The 18914-nt window shown below is 50.1% G+C and carries 15 protein-coding genes and 1 pseudogene; 10 read left to right on the top strand and 6 right to left on the bottom strand.

The genetic code is table 11. The features are described 5' to 3' along the window. Window positions 1-92: 92 nt before the first annotated feature. The 4 genes from JOE45_RS13235 (at window position 93) to JOE45_RS13220 (ending at window position 3640) form a co-directional block, all read left to right on the top strand. The gene (locus tag JOE45_RS13235; RefSeq protein WP_245246956.1) at window positions 93-677 is read left to right on the top strand and encodes a spore coat protein; all 585 of its coding nucleotides are present in this window, start codon (window positions 93-95) and stop codon (window positions 675-677) included. 141 nt (window positions 678-818) lie between these two features. After that, the gene (locus JOE45_RS13230) at window positions 819-2198 is read left to right on the top strand and encodes a hypothetical protein (protein WP_210019769.1); all 1380 of its coding nucleotides are present in this window, start codon (window positions 819-821) and stop codon (window positions 2196-2198) included. Window positions 2199-2274: 76 nt separating this feature from the next. Further along, on the top strand, window positions 2275-2658 hold the full coding sequence (locus JOE45_RS13225) for a hypothetical protein (RefSeq protein WP_210019770.1): 384 nt from the start codon (window positions 2275-2277) through the stop codon (window positions 2656-2658). A 112-nt stretch (window positions 2659-2770) separates the two neighbouring features. Beyond that, on the top strand, window positions 2771-3640 hold the full coding sequence (locus tag JOE45_RS13220) for an alpha/beta fold hydrolase (protein ID WP_210019771.1): 870 nt from the start codon (window positions 2771-2773) through the stop codon (window positions 3638-3640). Window positions 3641-3807: 167 nt separating this feature from the next. Here JOE45_RS13220 and JOE45_RS13215 read toward each other — a convergent pair whose 3' ends face one another. Further along, window positions 3808-4284: a hypothetical protein gene (locus tag JOE45_RS13215; protein ID WP_210019772.1), complete on the bottom strand. Its 477-nt coding sequence runs from the start codon at window positions 4282-4284 to the stop codon at window positions 3808-3810. 374 nt (window positions 4285-4658) lie between these two features. Between JOE45_RS13215 and JOE45_RS13210 the strand changes: the two genes are divergently transcribed. Genes JOE45_RS13210 through JOE45_RS13200 form a run of 3 tightly spaced genes read left to right on the top strand, consistent with a single transcriptional unit; the run spans window position 4659 to window position 8950 of the window. Beyond that, window positions 4659-6854, top strand: a complete 2196-nt coding sequence (locus tag JOE45_RS13210; protein WP_245246954.1) for a putative bifunctional diguanylate cyclase/phosphodiesterase — start codon at window positions 4659-4661, stop codon at window positions 6852-6854. 31 nt (window positions 6855-6885) lie between these two features. Beyond that, complete coding sequence (locus JOE45_RS13205; RefSeq protein ID WP_210019773.1) at window positions 6886-8526, top strand: thiamine pyrophosphate-binding protein; 1641 nt, start codon at window positions 6886-6888, stop codon at window positions 8524-8526. Between the two features lie 43 nt (window positions 8527-8569). Next, window positions 8570-8950 carry a carboxymuconolactone decarboxylase family protein gene (locus tag JOE45_RS13200; RefSeq protein ID WP_245246952.1) on the top strand — a complete coding sequence of 127 codons (381 nt, stop codon included), beginning with the start codon at window positions 8570-8572 and terminating at the stop codon, window positions 8948-8950. A gap of 76 nt (window positions 8951-9026) precedes the next feature. Here the strand turns inward: JOE45_RS13200 and JOE45_RS13195 are convergent, their stop codons facing one another. Further along, a complete protein-coding gene (locus tag JOE45_RS13195) occupies window positions 9027-10631 on the bottom strand; it encodes an ATP-binding protein (protein WP_210019775.1) in 1605 nt (534 codons plus the stop codon). Window positions 10632-11280: 649 nt separating this feature from the next. Here JOE45_RS13195 and JOE45_RS13190 point away from each other — a divergent pair. Continuing rightward, window positions 11281-12513 (top strand): aminopeptidase, encoded by a 1233-nt coding sequence (locus tag JOE45_RS13190; protein WP_210019776.1) that lies wholly within the window; start codon window positions 11281-11283, stop codon window positions 12511-12513. 91 nt (window positions 12514-12604) lie between these two features. Here the strand turns inward: JOE45_RS13190 and JOE45_RS13185 are convergent, their stop codons facing one another. Further along, window positions 12605-13183, bottom strand: a complete 579-nt coding sequence (locus tag JOE45_RS13185; RefSeq protein ID WP_210019777.1) for a thymidine kinase — start codon at window positions 13181-13183, stop codon at window positions 12605-12607. A gap of 70 nt (window positions 13184-13253) precedes the next feature. Further along, window positions 13254-15110, bottom strand: coding sequence for a PAS domain-containing sensor histidine kinase (locus JOE45_RS13180; RefSeq protein WP_210019778.1), 1857 nt, complete (start codon window positions 15108-15110; stop codon window positions 13254-13256). Between the two features lie 186 nt (window positions 15111-15296). On the opposite strand from JOE45_RS13180, the pseudogene JOE45_RS13175 reads away from it, so the two are divergent. Continuing rightward, window positions 15297-15605 (top strand): annotated as a pseudogene (locus JOE45_RS13175) (glutamate synthase); the annotation flags it as partial. A 249-nt stretch (window positions 15606-15854) separates the two neighbouring features. Here the strand turns inward: JOE45_RS13175 and JOE45_RS13170 are convergent. Next, the gene (locus JOE45_RS13170; protein WP_210019779.1) at window positions 15855-16364 is read right to left on the bottom strand and encodes a hypothetical protein; all 510 of its coding nucleotides are present in this window, start codon (window positions 16362-16364) and stop codon (window positions 15855-15857) included. Window positions 16365-16545: 181 nt separating this feature from the next. Here JOE45_RS13170 and JOE45_RS13165 point away from each other — a divergent pair, with 181 nt between their 5' ends. Further along, window positions 16546-16974 carry a DUF4153 domain-containing protein gene (locus JOE45_RS13165; RefSeq protein ID WP_210019780.1) on the top strand — a complete coding sequence of 143 codons (429 nt, stop codon included), beginning with the start codon at window positions 16546-16548 and terminating at the stop codon, window positions 16972-16974. 29 nt (window positions 16975-17003) lie between these two features. Here JOE45_RS13165 and shc read toward each other — a convergent pair whose 3' ends face one another. After that, a complete protein-coding gene (gene shc, locus JOE45_RS13160) occupies window positions 17004-18902 on the bottom strand; it encodes a squalene--hopene cyclase (RefSeq protein WP_210019781.1) in 1899 nt (632 codons plus the stop codon). Window positions 18903-18914: the final 12 nt, after the last annotated feature.

Here is an 18914-nt window from a genome sequence, read left to right as displayed (position 1 = left end):
TGAATCAGCTCCAATACATAGGGATATGAAGTTTGGATATCCTATCCATGTTACATCCATCCTTTAAACGATATCAGGAGGTTCTAATGTACATGGAACAACGTTTTGCCGCCCATGAATTTTTGGAAACCCAAGAAGCGGTGCGTACTAAGGCTGCACATCTCGAGTTGTATGGTGTTCTTTTTTCGATGGCGCAGGATACGCATTTGAAAGACATCTTGTTCAATCAGCAAAGAAGAATGCTTGATGGCTACAACTTCGGCGTTCAGCTTCTCCAAGGCCGGGGCATGAACATGATGCCGCCGCACACCCCGGAGCTGCGCATCTACGAAAGACCGCAAACCGGCCTGCAGCAGCCGGCGATACCGGCTCCGAACCCGAACGCCTCGCAGCTCTCGGACTTCTCCATTGCCACGATCGCCTTGAACATGCATAAAACCGGCTCAGCAATAAGTATGCTGTGGGCTTGTGAGTGCGTTGATCCGCAAATCCGTCAATACCACGCCACATCGTCCAATATATGTCAGGAGATGGCCTGGGAGATGTTCCAATACATGAATTACAAAGGCTACTACCAAGCGCCTCAGCTCGCAGATCACACGATGCGCACCATGATCGAGGCCGTTCAGCCGTCCCAGCAGCAGCAGCAGGTGTATCAGACGCATTTTAATCATTAATGCACATGGAAGGCTGTCGATGCGTAAGTGTCGGCAGCTTTTTTGCGTAAAAATTAACCTACACCGCAACTTGTAAGCGCTTTTTTGGTATAAAAAGGTATTCATTTCTTTTCTGGAAACGTAGGTGATGAGATGAACTCTATGTTACTTCCCAAACCGCTCCTGATCGCTGTCGTGGTCACCCTTGTTTTGTTCCTCACGGTCATCGGGGTAGGATTCAGGAAGGACGGCGCTCAAATCGTGCACGCGACCAGTTGGGATCGGGTAAAGGCATATCAATATGGGAAAACACCTGGACTTAAACGTGCGGAGGAGCTGGGATTAACCCGAAGCTTCCACATCAAGGTGCCTGTACCCGAAACCGACCTTTTTTTGTCCCTTTACGAAGTCTGGTATAACCAAGAGCACGTTTATTTTTTCTACAGCTTCGAGCGGACCGAGGGAAGCTTCGGTAAACATCTGAAGGATCGGGAGGCGCCCGTTTTGTCTTTTCAAGCGACGTTGCCCGGGAATACGGAGAATGCCCCAGATCAAGAGTCTTACTCGTTAAACTGGCCACCATGGGAAGGAGCACAGCATCAAGGGAAATACCATCAACGTTCTGCAATCTCTCCCTTTCTTGAGAAGGATCGTAAAGCTCTCGTTTCCAGAATTAAAGAGATTGTACTTAGGCAAGTATCGGTGCGGTGGGGTGAACATACGTATCCTGTCCCGGAGCTGCGGCTGCCAATGAATGTAGACATGAACAGCGAGCAGATCGTGAAAGTCTCTTTGAATCATTCGCACTCGATATTAGAGAGAAGAATCCATTACGAACGGCTGGATCTCGGGACATCCATGAACCACCTTTATTTTCGCTTCCTTACGGTCGGCGACAGCGAGACCCTGTTGGGTGTATCCGGAAGGGTCCTCACGGATGGAGGTGAGGAGCGGAGATTTTATGGGGAATACGGTCCTGAGACGGATGGGGGAGGAAGGCTCTCTGCTGCATTTCCTCCGTTTGACAGCCATCCTGCAGGAGTGAGTATTATTCTGGAAACGGTCCGTCTGATGGATCGCAACAATCGGCTGCAATTTCAGCTGAATGCCAGAGAGTTCAAGGATTATATCCGGAAGCAGGATGATACGTACGATCAGGAGAAGCACAGCAAGCTGGCTGCGCTGGAGAACACGCATGTTTATTTGAAAGGCTTGTATTACGACCAGCGGGGCATCCATTTTACGATCGTGTATGAGGAGAAGAAATGGCCGAAAAAACCGTTCATCCGCCTTCTGGCACATACGCCCAATTCTCCTTCACAAGCGAGTAATGACGAAAGGCTGCCAATGCTTGTGACGGCGGTTAACGAACGGGGAGAACCCGGGCGCTTTGGTCAGAGGGGAAGCGGAGGGCGAACGTTCGGCATGTTCGTGGATCGTACGTTTATTGATTCGTCCGAACATATGGATATTACGATTGGCAACCTGGTGAAAGAAATTGTTGGAGAATGGAAGGTTCACACAGCTGTGCCTGGACCGTGATTCTCATTCATAGAACCGCTGTCAGGGAGCCATGATCATTAAGTGTTCGGCCATTATGTTTAAGGGGGATGCCCGAATGGCAACAATCGTGCTGCATAAGCCCAGCGGGGAGAAATACATTTTCCTGGGTACGGGCTTTGGTGCGTACAAAGCGACGAGAGCCAGCGTTCTTGGCGGTGATTTATTTCCGCATGAAGAAGCGGGAGAAATCATGGCGGCCGCCGTTTGCGACGCGCAGGGCCACATTCGATGGTTTGAGACGGAAGAGCTGCAGGTGCTGGAGATGGACGGAGTAAGTATAGATCGTTTGTATGAACCGCTAGCGAAAGAAGAGTCGAGCCTTAAAAGTGAAGGCGCTGCTATCCGAATGGATGAACAGTGTCCTGCCTGCCTGGCGAGGGTGCGTGCAGCGGACCGGGAATGCCCATCATGCGGTCTTACTTTGATCTTGGAGGAATAGGCAGTCCGTAAGAGGATGGTCATGAGGTCAGCCATATTTGCATAACTTCCCCAAGTCTTGGAAAGGATAAATGCGATTCAGTTCAGGACGATACTAAAAGGGGATGGCCGACATGCCTTATGCCGACATCAACGGAACCAAGCTATATTACCAGCTCAAGGGGCAGGGTGTGCCTATCCTGTTCTTGCATCCGCCTTTGATGACGGGACACACATTTGCTTATCAACAGCATCAGCTAGCGGATCATTATCAAGTGATCACGTTCGACATCCGCGGCCATGGCCAAAGTCCTTATTCCAAAGAGCCTATTACGTACCCGCTTATAGCCGAAGACATACGGCAGTTGTTGGATGTCTTGGGCATTCGAAAAGCGTACCTTTGCGGGTACTCCACCGGCGGATCGATAGCACTGGAGGCGATGCTGAATTACCCGGAACGCTTCCTGGGGGGGATCCTCGTCAGTGCTTTGTCGGAGGTTAGCAGCCCCGTACTCAAGACGGAAATCTGGCTAGCCTCCGCCCTTTCGGCAGCAGGAGCTAAGCGATTGCTTGCGGCTGCCATTACAGCGGGTAATGCCGACAGCCTGCAGACGTTTAAACAGCTGTATCGGTCCTCCATACAAGGAGATATTCGGAACCTGCATCAATACTACCGCTTTAGCTCGAAATATAATTGTACGAAGCATCTGAAGGAGATCCGTGCTCCCATCCTGCTGTTATACGGGCAAAAGGATAAGAGATTCAAACGTTATGTCCGTATTTTGCAGAAGCATTTGCCGATTAGCTCGCTTTATATTCTGGGGAACGCAACACATCAGATTCCGACGAAGGAAGCGAAGCGCATGAATGATATCATTCGCATGTGGGTTACCCGGCAGCAGGAGGGGATCTCCCACAACCGCTCCCTAAGGCCGGATATGGAATTGCCGCACTTGGCAGAAGCGATGCTGCCGGTTGCCGAACAAGAAGAAACGCATATCTAGCCATAGGTGCGAAGCGGAGCCTCGACCGTGAATGGGCAACCAGACCATTTGGAAGTATCAAATGGTCTTTTTTGTGCATATGTCCGTATTTTTTCTTCTGGCCAGCATTCGATCCGTAGGTACTTCCCGCATCTCATGTCGAATTCGCCGCCGAGAGTTCGGAACGGCTATTTCGGCGAATGATCCTCCGTTTTTTCGTGATTCCCGTTGCCGTTGAACAGCGCTTCCGTTAAAGTCTTCAGCTTTTCCATCAGCTTGCCGTAGCCGAAGCCGACCAAAAAAGCGATGCCTATTTTTGCTTCCATTGAGGTCCCGGTTTGCAGCAGCATGATACCGCTTTGGAACAGCACGATCGTCATCATCGAAGCTCCCGCGCATTTGATCGGCCTCAATAAATACCACAGAATCCACCGGTCCGACATTTGATCATAGAACTCATGGAACAGCCGCATCGCGTACAGAGTACCTCCGATCGCCCCAGCAAGCGCGTAGAAAGCATACTCTTCTACAACTCGCAGCTCTACGCCGAGCCAGTGGCTGACAGCGCCGCTTTTAATCATTCCTCCCATCCAGAAGCTGCCTGTAAACCAAACCAATAAATAAGTAAGCACCCCGAGCTTGTACCATTGATCTTTGGGAAACATCAAAACCGCCCTCCCTTACAGATGTAGAACAGCATATTCCAAAAGAGGCCAAAAGGTATGGGTGATCATGCTCATAGGCGTACAAAATAGAGGTGCAGCACATTGCGAAGACGTTTACAATTAGTTCTTAAGTACTACGTGTAAAAAATGTAGGTACTCTACAGTTTTTTTGTGTCATTTTGTGCAGGATATCCTCGGGTCCGTGTGGAAGATTAGGTAACGCCCATTCTCATATTTTACCTATTTTTCGTTCTTATTTTACATAAGGGATGTTGATTATGATGATGGATAGTCAAAGTAACGAAGAAACGGGAGGCTTGGGAAAAAGCGTAACAAGGGAGAACGACATGAAGATATCCAGGATGCAATATATCATGGAATCAAAGCGAAGAAGTCAGGAAGCTCAAATCAGCCCTTACACCATGCCCGTGTTCAAAGAAAAACTGTCGCCTTCCGAGCTGACCCGCAAATTAGGCGAGTATGAGAACGTGCTTTCCGTCGTACGATTCTTTGTGAAGAAGCTGCTGCTGTCTTCCAAAGGCAGTCCCATCCTAATCGTTATATCCGATGAAACGGGTGTTATTCTGGATATGGAAGGGGATGAGACGATCAAGCAAACGGTCAATCAGCTCGGGATTCAAATCGGAGTACGGTTTACCGAAGACTCCTGCGGTACGAATGTGATTAATTTGAGCCTGATTGAGCGGCACCCGGTAGAGCTGATCGGGGAAGATCATTATCATACTTATTTATTTTCCAATGCATGTTATGCGGTGCCCTTTCAGTACAGAGATCATAATGATCTGCTCGGAACGATTTCCATTATGACCTCAATTGATTTGGCAAACCCCTTTTATCTTAATCTGCTGGATTTGGCCGTCGATTCCATTGAGCGCGAGCTGCTTCTTATCAAGCAGAACCAAAGATTGAACGTACTGAACCAAATTATGATCAATACCACTCGTAACGGGATCATCATGACGGACAAAGAAGGCACCATTGTGGAGATGAACGAAGTTGCCGAGCAGCTTACGGGCCTAAGCAAGGGTCTGAACCGAAATCAAGTGGTGCGTATATTCAGACCCATGGGACAGTACATCTCGGATGTTATCGAGAAAGGAAGCAAGTACGAGAACATTCAACTGATCTTCGAAAGAAAGAAGACCAAATCTAACTTTGTCTGTTTGTTCGATGCGCTCCCGATTTACGACGAGCATTATCAAATCATCGGTGCGATTGGGCAGTTCAGGGACGTGACACGTCTCTACGAAGCCGAGGAAAAATACAATCACCTGGCTTATCATGATGACTTGACAGGATTGCCGAACCGAAGAATGTTTTATAAGCAGCTCGGTGAAATGTTTGAGACAGCCAGACACAACGACAGCACGTTCGCTGTTATGTACATTGATCTCGACCGATTCAAAATGGTGAATGATACGTTCGGCCATCAGAATGGGGATATGCTGCTGTGTGAGGCTGCTGAACGGCTGAAGGACAGACTCCCCACCGACGGTTTCCTGTCGAGAATGGGCGGAGATGAATTTACGATTATCGTGCCTCAAAGCGCCGGAGCGGGTGCGGCTGTCATTGCAGCGGAGACGATCCTGAACAATTTTGAACGCAGCTTTATCATCCATGGGCAGGAATTTCATATCTCGGCGAGCGTCGGCATTTCATACTACCCGGATGACGGCCAAGATGCGGAAACCTTGATGATTCACGCCGATACTGCCCTTTATAAAGCTAAGGAAACGGGACGAAACACGTATGTGCTGTACGCGCCTTCGATGGATCAATCATCGCATGAGAAGCTGGCGCTTGAGAATGCACTGCGTAAAGCGGTGGAGCGTGAGGAGTGGGTTCTTCACTACCAGCCGCAGATCGATATAAATACCGGCCTTATCACCGGTGTAGAGGCTCTGATTCGTTGGGAGCACCCCTTATATAAGCTGATTCCTCCAAGCGAATTTATCCCCCTTGCGGAAGAAACAGGATTGATTGTCCCGATGGGGGAGTGGGTTCTGAAGGAAGCTTGTTTGCAAAATAAGCTCTGGCAAGATGCTGGCTTCCCCAAGGTCCGAGTCGCCGTCAATTTATCCACCGCACAATTCATGAAGAAAAATTTGTGCCGAACAGTAGAGAGCATTCTTAAGGAAACCGGACTGGATCCTCAGTATTTGGAGCTGGAGATTACCGAAACGATGACCATGGATGTGGATAAAGCGAGTACGATATTGGATGAACTTAGCGAGCTCGGTGTCCAAATCAGCATCGACGACTTTGGTACAGGCTACAGTTCTTTGAATTATTTGAAGCAATTTTCGATTCATCGCCTGAAAATCGACAAATCGTTCATTAAGGACATCGCAAGCGATGACAGCAATGCGCGGATTGTAGGGGCCATTATTTCGATGGCGCATCATTTGGGCTTGCAAGTCATTGCAGAGGGTGTAGAGACCCAAGAACAGATGGTTTTTTTGAAAGAGCAGCAGTGCGATGAGGTCCAAGGCTATTATTACAGTCCTCCAATGCCTGCTGAGGAATTGGAGACCCTATACTTTAAATGAATCACAGTTTGAAATAGGATGGTGAGAGACGATGCGCTTGTCGCAAATATTGGCGGACAATGTGAAACGATGGGGGATAAATCACGTATTCGGCATACCTGGGAAATCGATATCCCCTTTGATGCTTGATTTTGACAGCACCGGGGTGGAATTTGTGTTGACCAGACACGAAGCAGGTGCGGGTTTTGCCGCGGCGGGCTACGCGCTGGGAAACAAGAAGCTGGGGGTAGCCATAGGCACATCCGGGCCCGGGGGCACCAATCTGCTGACCGCGGCCGGCCAAGCCAAGGCTTATAATTTGCCGCTGCTCATCATTACCGGCCAGCCATCAGCTTCGGATTCGGGTAAAGCGCTAGGTCAAGATTCCAGCAGCTTTGGCACCGATTTGGTCAAAATGTTTGAACCGGTTACCCTGTTCAGCGCAAGAATCGAGCGGCCAGACCTTGTACAGCGTTACCTTCAACACGCAATAGAGAAGGCATACACAGGTGCCAAAGGACCAGTGCACCTCTGCATTCCTTTTGATGTTCTGATGTCGCAGGTAGAGCCGTTCACCATTGAACTGCCCGATCATATTCCTCAGATGATTTCGCCGAATGTGGAGGAAGCCATTCCGCTGCTCAATGCCGCAAGAAGGCCCGTACTGTTTATCGGTAAAGGCGTCATGGCGGCGGAAGCTTTCGATGAAGTCCGGATATTGGCCGAACACTGGAACATCCCGGTGATTATGACCCCTGGAGGTAAGGGGGCTTTCCCCACTAACCATCCGCTCAGCCTGGGAAATTTCGGACTCGGGGGGACGGCGCAGGCGCTTGAATATATGAAATCAGGCGTTGACCTGCTGATTGCAGTTGGAACCAAGCTGAGCGATATGACCTTGTCCGGATTTACTTCGCAGATGATGCCGAAGCAGGTCATTCATTTCGATTATGATGTGACGTTCGTGGGCAAGGCGCTTCCGGTTCCTACCTGCGTCATTCTTGGGGATGCCAAGACGAATTTAGCCAGACTGATCGATGTGGCCCAAGCGACAAGCCAGGTCTATGAAGCGGCAGCGACCACGGAACTGGAGGAGTTACCCGAGGTAGCGAAGGAGGCGAGCGTTCTTTCTGCAGAGGTGGCGATTCTGGCGCTTCGCGCCTCTTTGCCGGACGATGCGATCCTGTTCGGGGATGATGGTAGTCATACGTTCTATGCGATCCGGCATTTTGACATTCATCAACCGGGCACCTTTTATTTCGACGATGTTTTTGGAGCTATGGGTCATGCCATCGGCTACGCGATCGGAGCCAAAGCGGCCTTGCCGGACCGCACCATTGTGTGCCTTACTGGGGACGGATGCGCCATGATGCACGGAACGGAGATTGCCACCGCCGTAAACCATCGACTGCCTGTCTTGTTCGTTGTTTTGAATAACGGAAGGTTGGACATGGTCGACAAGGGGATGTCTTACAATACCGGACGCAGCGTAGGAGCCGTATATGCAACGCCACTGGATGCCGCTATGTTCGCACGCTCCATGGGAGCGGAGGGAATATGCTGCCGAACGGCGGAAGACATTCAGGATGCGGTGAAGACAGCGCTGCATTCGAATGGGCCTACCGTCATTGAAATCATGGTCGACCCTGAGGAAATTCCTCCAATTCTCACCAGACTGCTAACCCTGGATTAACCTGAGCGGGACACACTTTATTCCAATGGAAAGGAGATTGAATATGGCAAACGGAAGGTATGAGCAGGGGCTTAAGGTGTTAAAGGAATTGAACGGTTCGGAGGATTTTCCACCGCTCGAAGCGATTCGGAGCTTTTATCCAGCTTTCGCCGACTTTATCGTGAGCAACGGGTTTGCAGATGTATATACCCGTCCAGGACTGGATGTCAAGCAGCGTGAGCTCGTTACCCTGTCTTCGTTGATCACGCAGGGGGCTGCGGATCAACTCGATTTTCATATTCATGCTGCTCTGAATGTTGGATTAAGCCCAACGGAGATCGTGGAATTGGTGCTTCATTGCTCGGCATACGTAGGTTTCCCGAAAGCTATTGCTGCGCTGGGCGTAGTGATGCGTATTTTCAAAGAAAGAGGAGTTCAAATATGAAAACCTCCCACAGCGGCAGCGCTTATGGAAGGTTCAATACAGGAGGGCGCTTGAAAAAGCGACCTCCTGTTTAGTTTCAAGTCTGTAATAAGGGTAACGTTATTATCATGGTGGTTCCCGCATGCTTGTTAGAAGTAATGTCAATCGTGCCGCCGTGATTTTCAATAATTCTGTAGCTAACCGACAGGCCGAGCCCCAGTCCGTTTTCCTTCGTTGTGAAGAAAGGGTTTAAGATTTGAGCGAGCTCGTCCTTATCCAGGCCAATGCCGTTATCCTCAATCTTGATTTTTACATGGAACGAAACGGATTCAAGGGAAACCTGAATCCTTCCTTTTTCGTCAACGGCTTCCAACGCATTCTGCAGGATGTTGATCAGTACTTGTTTGATTTGGAGAGGGTCGGCATACAGCATAATGGGGCAGTTATCGTGGAGTAATTGTGCTGATACGTTCTTCATAATAAACTGGCTCTCCATAAAAAGCAGCGTTTCTTGAACCAGCTCTTGGATATTGAATGGTTTACGGTCGGGGAAACTGGGCTTCGCCATCAGCACAAATTGGGAAATCAGTTTATTCAGATGAAGCAGCTCGTTATATACAATTTCAATATATTTTTGTTCTTTTTCCGCCGGATGTTCACTGGTTTTTAGTATTTTGATAAACCCGGTAATGGAGGTTAGCGGATTACGAATCTCATGTGCAAGGCCGGCGGCCAGCTTGCCGATCACGGAGAACTTCTCCGCTGTGATCACTTGTCGTTCCAATAAAAAACGCTCCGTTATGTCGCGAAACTGGGCATAGGCGCCGATGATCCTGTTTTTATCGTCGTAGATCGCATAGCTGTCAAACTGGCATACGATGCCTCCATTTTGAAGATTGCCGAAGGCTAGCTCCACGTTCTCGTAAGATTTCCGGTGTTCCAGTACTTTGTACATATATTTTCCGAACGGTTGAATGTCAAAGATGGAGCTTCCGAGCAGGTCCTGCTTCTTGCAATTGGTGATTTGTTCGGCAAAAGGATTACATTCGGTAACTCTTCCGTAGGGGTCGGTAATGATAATGCCGTGCCGCATGTTTTTAATTAAAATCCGGTTCAGAAAATCCAGTTGGTGGTTGTTCCTGGAAAGTAGGAGCTCTCGTTCGATGGAGTCAACGATATTGGATAGAAGAGCGATAAAGATCGGATTTTGATGTTCGATCGTAGTTAGCAGGGATATGGTGCCTGAAAGATTATGAATGCTGGTGAATTGAAAGGGGACGCTGTAGCAAGCCGATTGATGCAAAGCCTCGTGATAATGCTCTTGACCGACCAGTGAAACCGGAGAATGTTCCGTCAAGGCCATATGAATTGAATTGGTTCCCATGGATTCTTCGCTGTAATGGATTCCTTTAACGATGCCCAGCTCCGACACAATTTTTTTGATTAATTGATCGCCGTACATCTCCAGAATATATCCTCTTTCGTCGGTAAGCACCAACAGAAGAGGGGTGCTGTTCAGCAGATGCATGATTCGACCGGCAAACAAGCTCATGACCGATAGGAGTTCGTCAAATCTGACCCTTCTGTTTTGCAGCTCGATGGTTGTCAGTCTACTGGACGGCTTTGGAACCAGGATGGGGTTCAAACCGAGGGTTTGGCATCTTTTTTTGGATGCCGATATGCGTTCCGAAAGGTTAATCATAAGAATCACATAGCTCCTAAATTTGGGAATTCTATATATAAGATGGAATCAACTCTTACATAATATATCAGAGAGTCTGAAAATGTTGTCTATTATTGTCAGCAGTATAACTTTTTTTACTCCGCACAATAGTTTCTTTTTTTCCCCTATAGAAAATCATTAGAAAGCAAGGGTTGTCTTCAATAATATCACTTTACTTTGGCAACGCATTAAAGGTCGCACCGTCTTCGACGTTGACGCGGCAAACCGATACGAGCGATTACTCGCCTTGGAGTCATTGTACGTTATGGAGGCGCTTGGGGGCTTCCGGAGCATATGCGTGTTACGGTGGAGACGAAGGTAGAAAATGACTTTTTAATCGAATGCCTGACCGCGCTTTAGGAAACACTACCCCTGATCCTCAATGGAAAGGGGGAAGACATCGATGTCACGAGATAACGCCAACAACAACGGCAAAAAACAAGCGCCCGGCAACAACAAAGACTCGGAAGTGGCAGGTGCCAAGCCTAGAAAATCTTAGGCGTCACTGTATTTATAGGATAGCGTGAAGAAACCGTCCGATAAGGCGGTTTTCTTTTTTGGAAAAGATTTGGTGCCGGTGTCCGAAAAGGTTATACTGTAGAAAACGACCACCATTAGGGAGGGTGCTATGGTTCCAACACTAGAGCAATTGGAGAAGTATGCGGCGTTGGCTGTTCATGCCGGGGTGAATGTGCAGAAGGGGCAAACACTGGTAGTGAACGCACCGCTTCAAGCAGTCGAGTTGGTACGGCACATTGCCACCAAAGCCTACGAAGCAGGAGCGAAGCATGTCCACGTGGAGTGGAGCGACGAGAAGCTCGCGCATATCAAATATAAGCTGGCTCCAATGGATGCGTTCCGGGAGTATCCAATGTGGAAGGCTCAAGGCTTGACGGAGCTCGCAGAGAACGGTGCGGCATTTCTTTCGATCTATTCGCCAAGCCCGGACCTCATGAAGGATGTCGATCCGGACCGGATCGCTACAGCAACGAAGACCAATGCCTCGGCATTACAGACCTACCGAGGCTATATCATGGCGCACAAGGTTGCGTGGTCGCTGATCTCGATCGCTACCGAAGAATGGGCGCAAAAAGTATTTCCGGATCTGCCGTCGAATGCGGCTGTGGAAGCGTTATGGAATCGTATTTTTGAGGCGACCCGGGTCGATACGGAGAACCCGATTGAAGCGTGGACTAAGCACAATGCGCAACTGGCTCAAACCGTTGAGCTGCTAAATAACAAACGGTATAAGCAGCTAATATATGAAGGACCCGGAACGAACCTGACCGTTGACCTGCCGGAGAAGCATGTTTGGCTGGGGGGAGCGAAAGAGAACAACAAGGGCATTTGGTTTAATCCGAATATGCCGACAGAGGAAGTGTTTACCATGCCTCATAAGGACGGCGTGAACGGTGTGGTACGCAGCACGAAGCCGCTCAATTACGCCGGACAAATCATCGACGGCTTTACCCTTACGTTTAAAGACGGCAAAGTCGTCGACTTCTCGGCTGATAAAGGCTACGATACGCTGAAACGGTTGCTGGAAACGGATGATGGAGCGGGGCGCCTGGGCGAAATTGCGTTGGTTCCGCATCAATCGCCGATCTCAAGCTCGAATCTGATTTTTTACAATACGTTGTTTGACGAGAACGCCTCCAGTCATTTGGCTTTCGGGCAAGCCTATCAGGTGAACCTTCAAGGAGGAACCGAAATGGACGAACAGGAGCTTGCAAACAGCGGTGTCAACAAGAGCCTGATCCATGTCGATTTCATGATTGGTTCCGGGGAAATAAATGTAGACGGTATAACTTCGGACGGTCATCGGGAGCCGTTGATTAGGAACGGCAACTGGGCCCTGTAGGGCTAGACTGCCGTCTCGAACCCGCAAAAAAAAGAACGGAGCGAAGCCGTCCGCGCTTCTTCACTCCGTTCTTTGGATGTGGATATCCTAGTTACAGGTTATGAGCTTGTTTCTTTTTTAATGAGTAACATTTACGGCAGACCGGCAAATAGCTTTCATTACCGCCGATCTGTATTTGTTCGCCTTCGAATACCGGCCGCCCGTCCTCGCAGCGCATATTCATGGTTGCCTTCCTGTCGCAGTACCAGCAGACCGTCTTGATTTCCTCAATTTGATCCGCCAGTGCTAGCAGATGATAGCTGCCTTCGAACAGCTGGGCCATGAAGTCTGCTCGAAGCCCGTATGCAATTACGGGAATTCCCAGCGTATCGGTAATTTCCGTCAGCTGCAGCACCTGCCCTTTGTTCAGGAACTGCGCTTCGTCAATCAGAATGCAGTTCGGTCTTTCTTTGGCGGCTAGTGCCACCATGTCGAGATGGTCATCGATGACGATGCCGTCTTTTCGCATGCCGATGCGGGATGCTACCGTTCCAACGCCTTCCCGGTGATCTACCGCAGGAGTAAAGAGCAGTACTTTCTTTCCTTGTTCCTCGTAATTATGCGCTACACGCAGCACTTCAATTGATTTGCCGCTATTCATGGTACCGTAACGAAAATATAGCTTGGCCACGTTGAATGCTCGTCCTCTCCAAGAAGTAACGAAGCTATCATAGCACAAGATAACAGTGAGGTACAGGGGGCTACAGCTCTGAAAAGTCCTCCGCGGCCGTCGGTATAGTCATAGCGACAATGGTGCCTTGGCCCGGAGTGCTCTCAATCGATAAACGCCCGTTATGCTCGGTAATGATTTTTTGGCTGACCATTAACCCGAGTCCGGAGCCGCCCGCTTTGGTCGTGTAAAAAGGTTCTCCCAGCCGCTTAACCAATTCTGCAGGAATACCTTCGCCTTCGTCGCGGAATGTGAGGGACAGCTCCCCATGGCTGTTTATGCCTGCGGTGATGTCGACGTTTCCTCCCCGCGGCATCGCTTCGATAGCATTTTTCAGGATGTTGATGAATACCTGCTTTAATTGATTTTCCTCACAGTAGATCATGGGCAGGTCCGGTGCGAGGTATGTAGTGAATTGAACGTTATTCAAGTGAGCCCCTGGCTCCAACAGCGATATGACATGGGTGAGAATTGGGCTAATCGGATTGTTCTGGAAGACGGCCGACGGGGGTCTGGCCAGCATGAGCAGCTCCCCGATGATGTCGTCAATCCTCTCCAGCTCCGAGATCATGATGTCCAGATACTGGTCTTTATACTTCGCCCCCGATTTCAAAAACTGTGTAAACCCTTTCAATGAAGTCAGCGGATTGCGGATTTCATGAGCGACGCCTGCCGCAAGCTGGCCGGCAACCGCAAGCTTCTCCGAATTGCGCAGATGCTCTTCGGTTTTTTTGTGTTCACTGATATCCCGCCCGATCATGCAGATTCCGGTAATATCGTGCTCCGGTCCGACAATCGGAGAAAGGGTCAGGCTAATATCCAGAATCGAGCCGTTCTTGCACCGCCGGACGGTTTCGAATTGGCTGATTTGCTTACCTTGGAACGCTTGCCGGAACAGAAGCTCCGTTTCGATCCACAGCTCCTCCGGTATGGTGGGCAACCGCTGTCCGATGAGCTCCTGTTCGGAAAATCCGGACGAGCGGATAAATGCGCGGTTCACTCTGACTAATTTGAACTCCGAGTCGAGAATGGCGATGTGGTCGGCTGTGTGCTCGATCATCGAATCCAGCTGCTGCTTGGTCGTCCTTAGTGTTTCCTCCTGCTCCTTCAGCAGGGTTACGTCCCGAATAAAGACGGACACCCCAGGCTTGCAAGGAGAACAGTTCGCTTCAATCCACCGGTTGGTATGAGCATAATATTCCTGCACAAATACGGGAGAAGCGTCCTCCATGGCCCTCTGACAAGCTTTATAAAGACTGGAACCGATCCACTCCGGCAGGGCCATGCTCAATGTTCTTCCAAGAAGCTCCGCACGACTTCGCTGGAGCAGCATTTCTGCACTGCGGTTCACATAGATGAATCTGCCGTTCCGATCAAGCATAAGATAGGCATCAGCGATCGTTTCAAGCATAGAGGCCATGATCAGCTGCGATTCCCGCAAGGCGGCTTCCGTTTGCTTCAGGGCGCTAATTTCTTGAGAATGCATACAGATATAATGGGGTGATCCATTCTCTCTCTTCACTTCAAAAGCATGAACGTTCATCCATACGATTTCCCCGTCTGTGCGAATCCAGCGCATGTCTGTTTCGTAGCGGGGAAGCTCCCCCGAGATCAACTGGCTTAAGTGATGCATACAGAGAAGAAGCTCGCCCGGATGCACGAGTGCCTGGAGATTCATTTTGGTCAGCTGCCCCGCCGTATAACCGAGTCTGGAGGCGAGTCTGTCGTTTATGAACAGCAGGTTGCAGTCTGCATCGAGCAGGATCGTTCCGGATTGAGAGGTAGTGAAGCTTTTCAGAGCCAAATCGGCAAGCAGATGGGTCTCCCCCTTTGTCGCATCGAGAAGAAGCTTTTCGGAGAGGTTTGCGGGTACGATTCCGTCGTTCATGGGTAGGACTTCCCTCCCTTTTTCCTGTTGCTGATAACATTCGTCAAAAATCTACATAAACCTCCTTTCCATCGGTCCAAAAGGGTCAAAACGAATCTAAAAATCTCTTTATTTTAAATTGCTAAAATGGAATGCTAAGATTAAACATATTATCTTCAGTTCATAGAATTGTCACAGTAAAAGCAGGACGACCAAGGCCGGTTCGTGCCGGTGGAGGTGCCAGGTAGCGAGACGGTGTATCCTGCTCAGCTGGTGCTGCTCGCTATGGGTTTCATGGGACCGGAGAGCCCTGTGATGGAGCAGCTCGGCGTGGAGAGGGATGAACGCTCTAATGCCAAGGCGGAGTACGGACGCTACGCTACGAGTGTGGAAGGAGCCTTCGTCCCCGGCGATATGCGCCGAGGACAGAGCCTTGTCGTTTGGGCGATCAATGAAGGCAGGGAAGCCGCCCGGGAGGTGGACCGCTACCTGATGGGTTCCACAAACCTGCCGTAAGGGCATGCGGCGTAAGTACGATCAAGCAAGGCTCGACCCGGCGCCGTAAGGCTGATTTTCAGCGTAGTAGCTAGCATGTGAGGTAGGAACTCGGGGAACGCGTGATCTGTTAAGCTGAAAATCAACGTAGCAGAGGGGGATTAGCACGCCAATGGACCGTCCGATGGCCTTTCCGGACGGTTTTCTTAGCGCGCAAGGAATTAAACAAACCGGTCCATGCCCTTGCGGCATCAGACTGGTTAGCCTATATTATCTGCGCTTTACACGTTTGTGGGTAAGGCATAAGCAGACTTTTTTTACGCGATAAGGAGTTGATGTCATCGTGATCGCCCGGCCGGGGAAGCGGAGCGACTGCACGATTCGCGGAACATCCTGATTAACCATCCTTTTCAGCAGCTCAATAGCGGCTCTGTACTTTTTGTAGTCATAATCCCCGGCTTTACTGTCGTAGAAAGTATATGGCAGCTCTCCTGGGGTCAAATAGGCAAACACTCGGCCCTCCACCTCCGCAATAAACGCAAGGGGCGACTCTATATAGCCCTGCTTCACCCATTCCTCTCGTGTCATCCGGTACACCATTATCGTAAAAATATCTTCATACAACTTTCCCTTATACTTGAAGCGAAAATGCAGCTCATACTCGGTATCGCGATCTTGTTTTCTTGCACCGACGACGCAATAATTTCTCCACCAGGAGGGAAACCGCAGCGTAAATCCGTATCTGTCATTACGATATACGAACTGGTTCGGCTTCTTCACGTCTTACCGATCTCCTTTCGCTCTCTTTCTGATTATACCTTATTCATATAAGAGGCTATTTATGGCTTAAACCAAATGTTTTTGAACTGCACCCAGTCGAGAGAGTCAAGTGCAATGCCTTGGACGGAGGAATGGTAGAGTGTTTTTTTAGCCTTTTAAAATAGAGGAAACAAAAAAGGGAATGCTGCTGCTATCGCTTACTTATGTATGGTATTCGAACGTTCTTCTTCTCGTGCTCAACTCGCTGGCAGTACCGCTTTTGGTCATCGTACAGACGTGCAAAGAGATTTTGCCGCTGTTCCAATGGTATATGTTTGCGGCAATGACAAGCTATATCTCCTTGAACTACGTTAATATCGACGCGTTGATCGCCCGCAATAACATTCAAAGGTATGAGGCAACAGGAGAGATCGATGCGGCTTATCTGGGCAGCTTAAGCTACGAGGCCGTACCCTATCTGCTCGAGCTTAAGCGCCGGCATCCCGAAGCACAAGGGGTGGACGATGCTCTGGAGGGCTTTCGGGCCAGCCTCCAGTATCGTCAATCGGAATCGTGGACGGAGTTCAACTTATCCGTTTGGAGGGCGCGCAAGGCGCTGGATGTAAAATAAGCGGGATCAACCGACTTAGTTCTTCTCGATCAACCATACTTTTTTTTGTAATGCGCGAGCGTCAGCAGCGGCCATATATAATTGTAGCTGTGATAGCGGGTATAGAAATTGCCTGGCAGTCCTGCCCCTGTCGGGTATTCGGCTGTCCATCCGTTATGCCCGCTCTGAGCCATGTCCGCCAGAGCAAGAATTCCTTTCTGAATGCAGTCCGTGGGTTCCGGGTGTACGGCCACGAGCGCATCTAGCGCCCATGCGGTTTGCGAGAGGGTACTGGCCTTCAATGGGACGTAGGCCTTCACCTGATCGCTGCGGCACGATTCACCCCAGCCGCCATCGGGATTTTGGATCGAGGTTAGCCAGCTCGCCGCTTGTTGGGCAGAGGCATGCTGCGCTGATACGCCGACAGCCATAAGCCCGGTTAAAGCGGCCCACGTCCCGTAAATATAACAGATCCCCCAACGTCCGTACCAAGAACCATCCGGCTTCTGATGACGGATTAGCCAGTCCGCGCCGTGGAGAACGAACGGGTGAGTGAGATCAAGTGCCGCTTCATTGCCTAAATACTCCAGCGTCCGCCCGGTAAGGTCTGCTGTAGACGGATCGATCGCCGCGGCATCGGCGCCGTCGACGGGCAGGCGGGTGAGAAGGGGGTGATCCTTCCCCTTCTCGAAAGCAGGCCAGCCGCCGTCCTTGTTCTGCATGGACAGCACCCAGCTCAGCCCACGGTCCCGAGCCTCACGAAACGGGGGGCCGGAACGCGCAGCGGTCTGACGCAAGGCCCTTAGCGCTGCCGTCGTATCATCGACATCCGGAATGATGGTATTGACATCAGAGAAGCCCCAGCCGCCCGGCAGTGGGTGTTCGAGGTTCAAGCTCCAATCTCCGGATTTTGTGTGCTGGCGGGAGAGAAGGTAAGCATCCGCTCGGACAATCGCCGGATGTTCTGCGGAATATCCGGATTCCTGCAGCGAGTGGCTGATCAGGGCTGTATCCCAAACAGTGGATGGGGAATTCTGGATATGAAGCTGCCCTTCCGTCTCACAAGCTAAGGATTTCAAGCCTTGTACGGCATTCTGGATGACAGGATGATCGGTGTCGTATCGGAGCGCGAGCAGCGCATAGATCATCAATAAGGTGCTGGAGGCATAGCTGTATAGGGTTCCGTTCGGCTCGATCCGATCAAGCATGTAGCGTTCCGCGCGCTGCAAGGCCTGTTGATGAAGCTCCTCAGGGAGCAGGGCGAACTTCTGAATGCCCGCCTTAATTTCCTCAGCCAATGGAAACCATCGTGACTCCTCCTCAGGTTCCCGCATCACAGCACCCGGACCGCTCACCAAGAGGTCAGAGAGATCGGGTGAAGATTCGGTGCGAAATGCAAACTTGAGGTCAGCCATCACTAGAACGGGGGCCAGATGGACCCGAGCATAGCTGGATAAATCGTGGAAGCTGATTGGGAGGGAAGAAGGGAGCAGCATGATTTCAATAGGGATTTTGTTAAACCGGGGCCAAGGAACCTGTCCGGTCATGGCCAGCATCACCTTGGTGAGCAGTCCGCTGACATTCCCGAGCCCTCCTTTGCGTAGGATATATCTTTTGGCCTTCTGTATAACCACATCAGTCTTAGCCGCCACTCCCGAAAACAGCAATGCGTAATAAGCCTCGACCGTAGCCGACAGATGTCCATTTTCGTCGTCATGGTACCATGTCCAATAGCCCTCGGGCCTTTGTTTGTCCAGTATGCGGGAAGCTAAACGCCGTATAAGATGCTCATCGTTAATCTTTAATGATCTTAATAATATGATCGTATAAGCATCCGTTAATATCCCGTTTTCAAAGCAAAAACGCCACGAGCCGTCCGGGGATTGCTGCTTCAGCAATCCTTTTGCCAAACGATTCATGGCGGTTTCTACCGCTTCGGTATTGTTCATTCGCCCAACTCC

Source organism: Paenibacillus sp. PvR098 (genome assembly GCF_017833255.1).
GTDB lineage: Bacteria > Bacillota > Bacilli > Paenibacillales > NBRC-103111 > Paenibacillus_G.
Note: the sequence above shows the minus strand (reverse complement) of the source record. Positions and strands in the feature narration are given on the sequence as shown.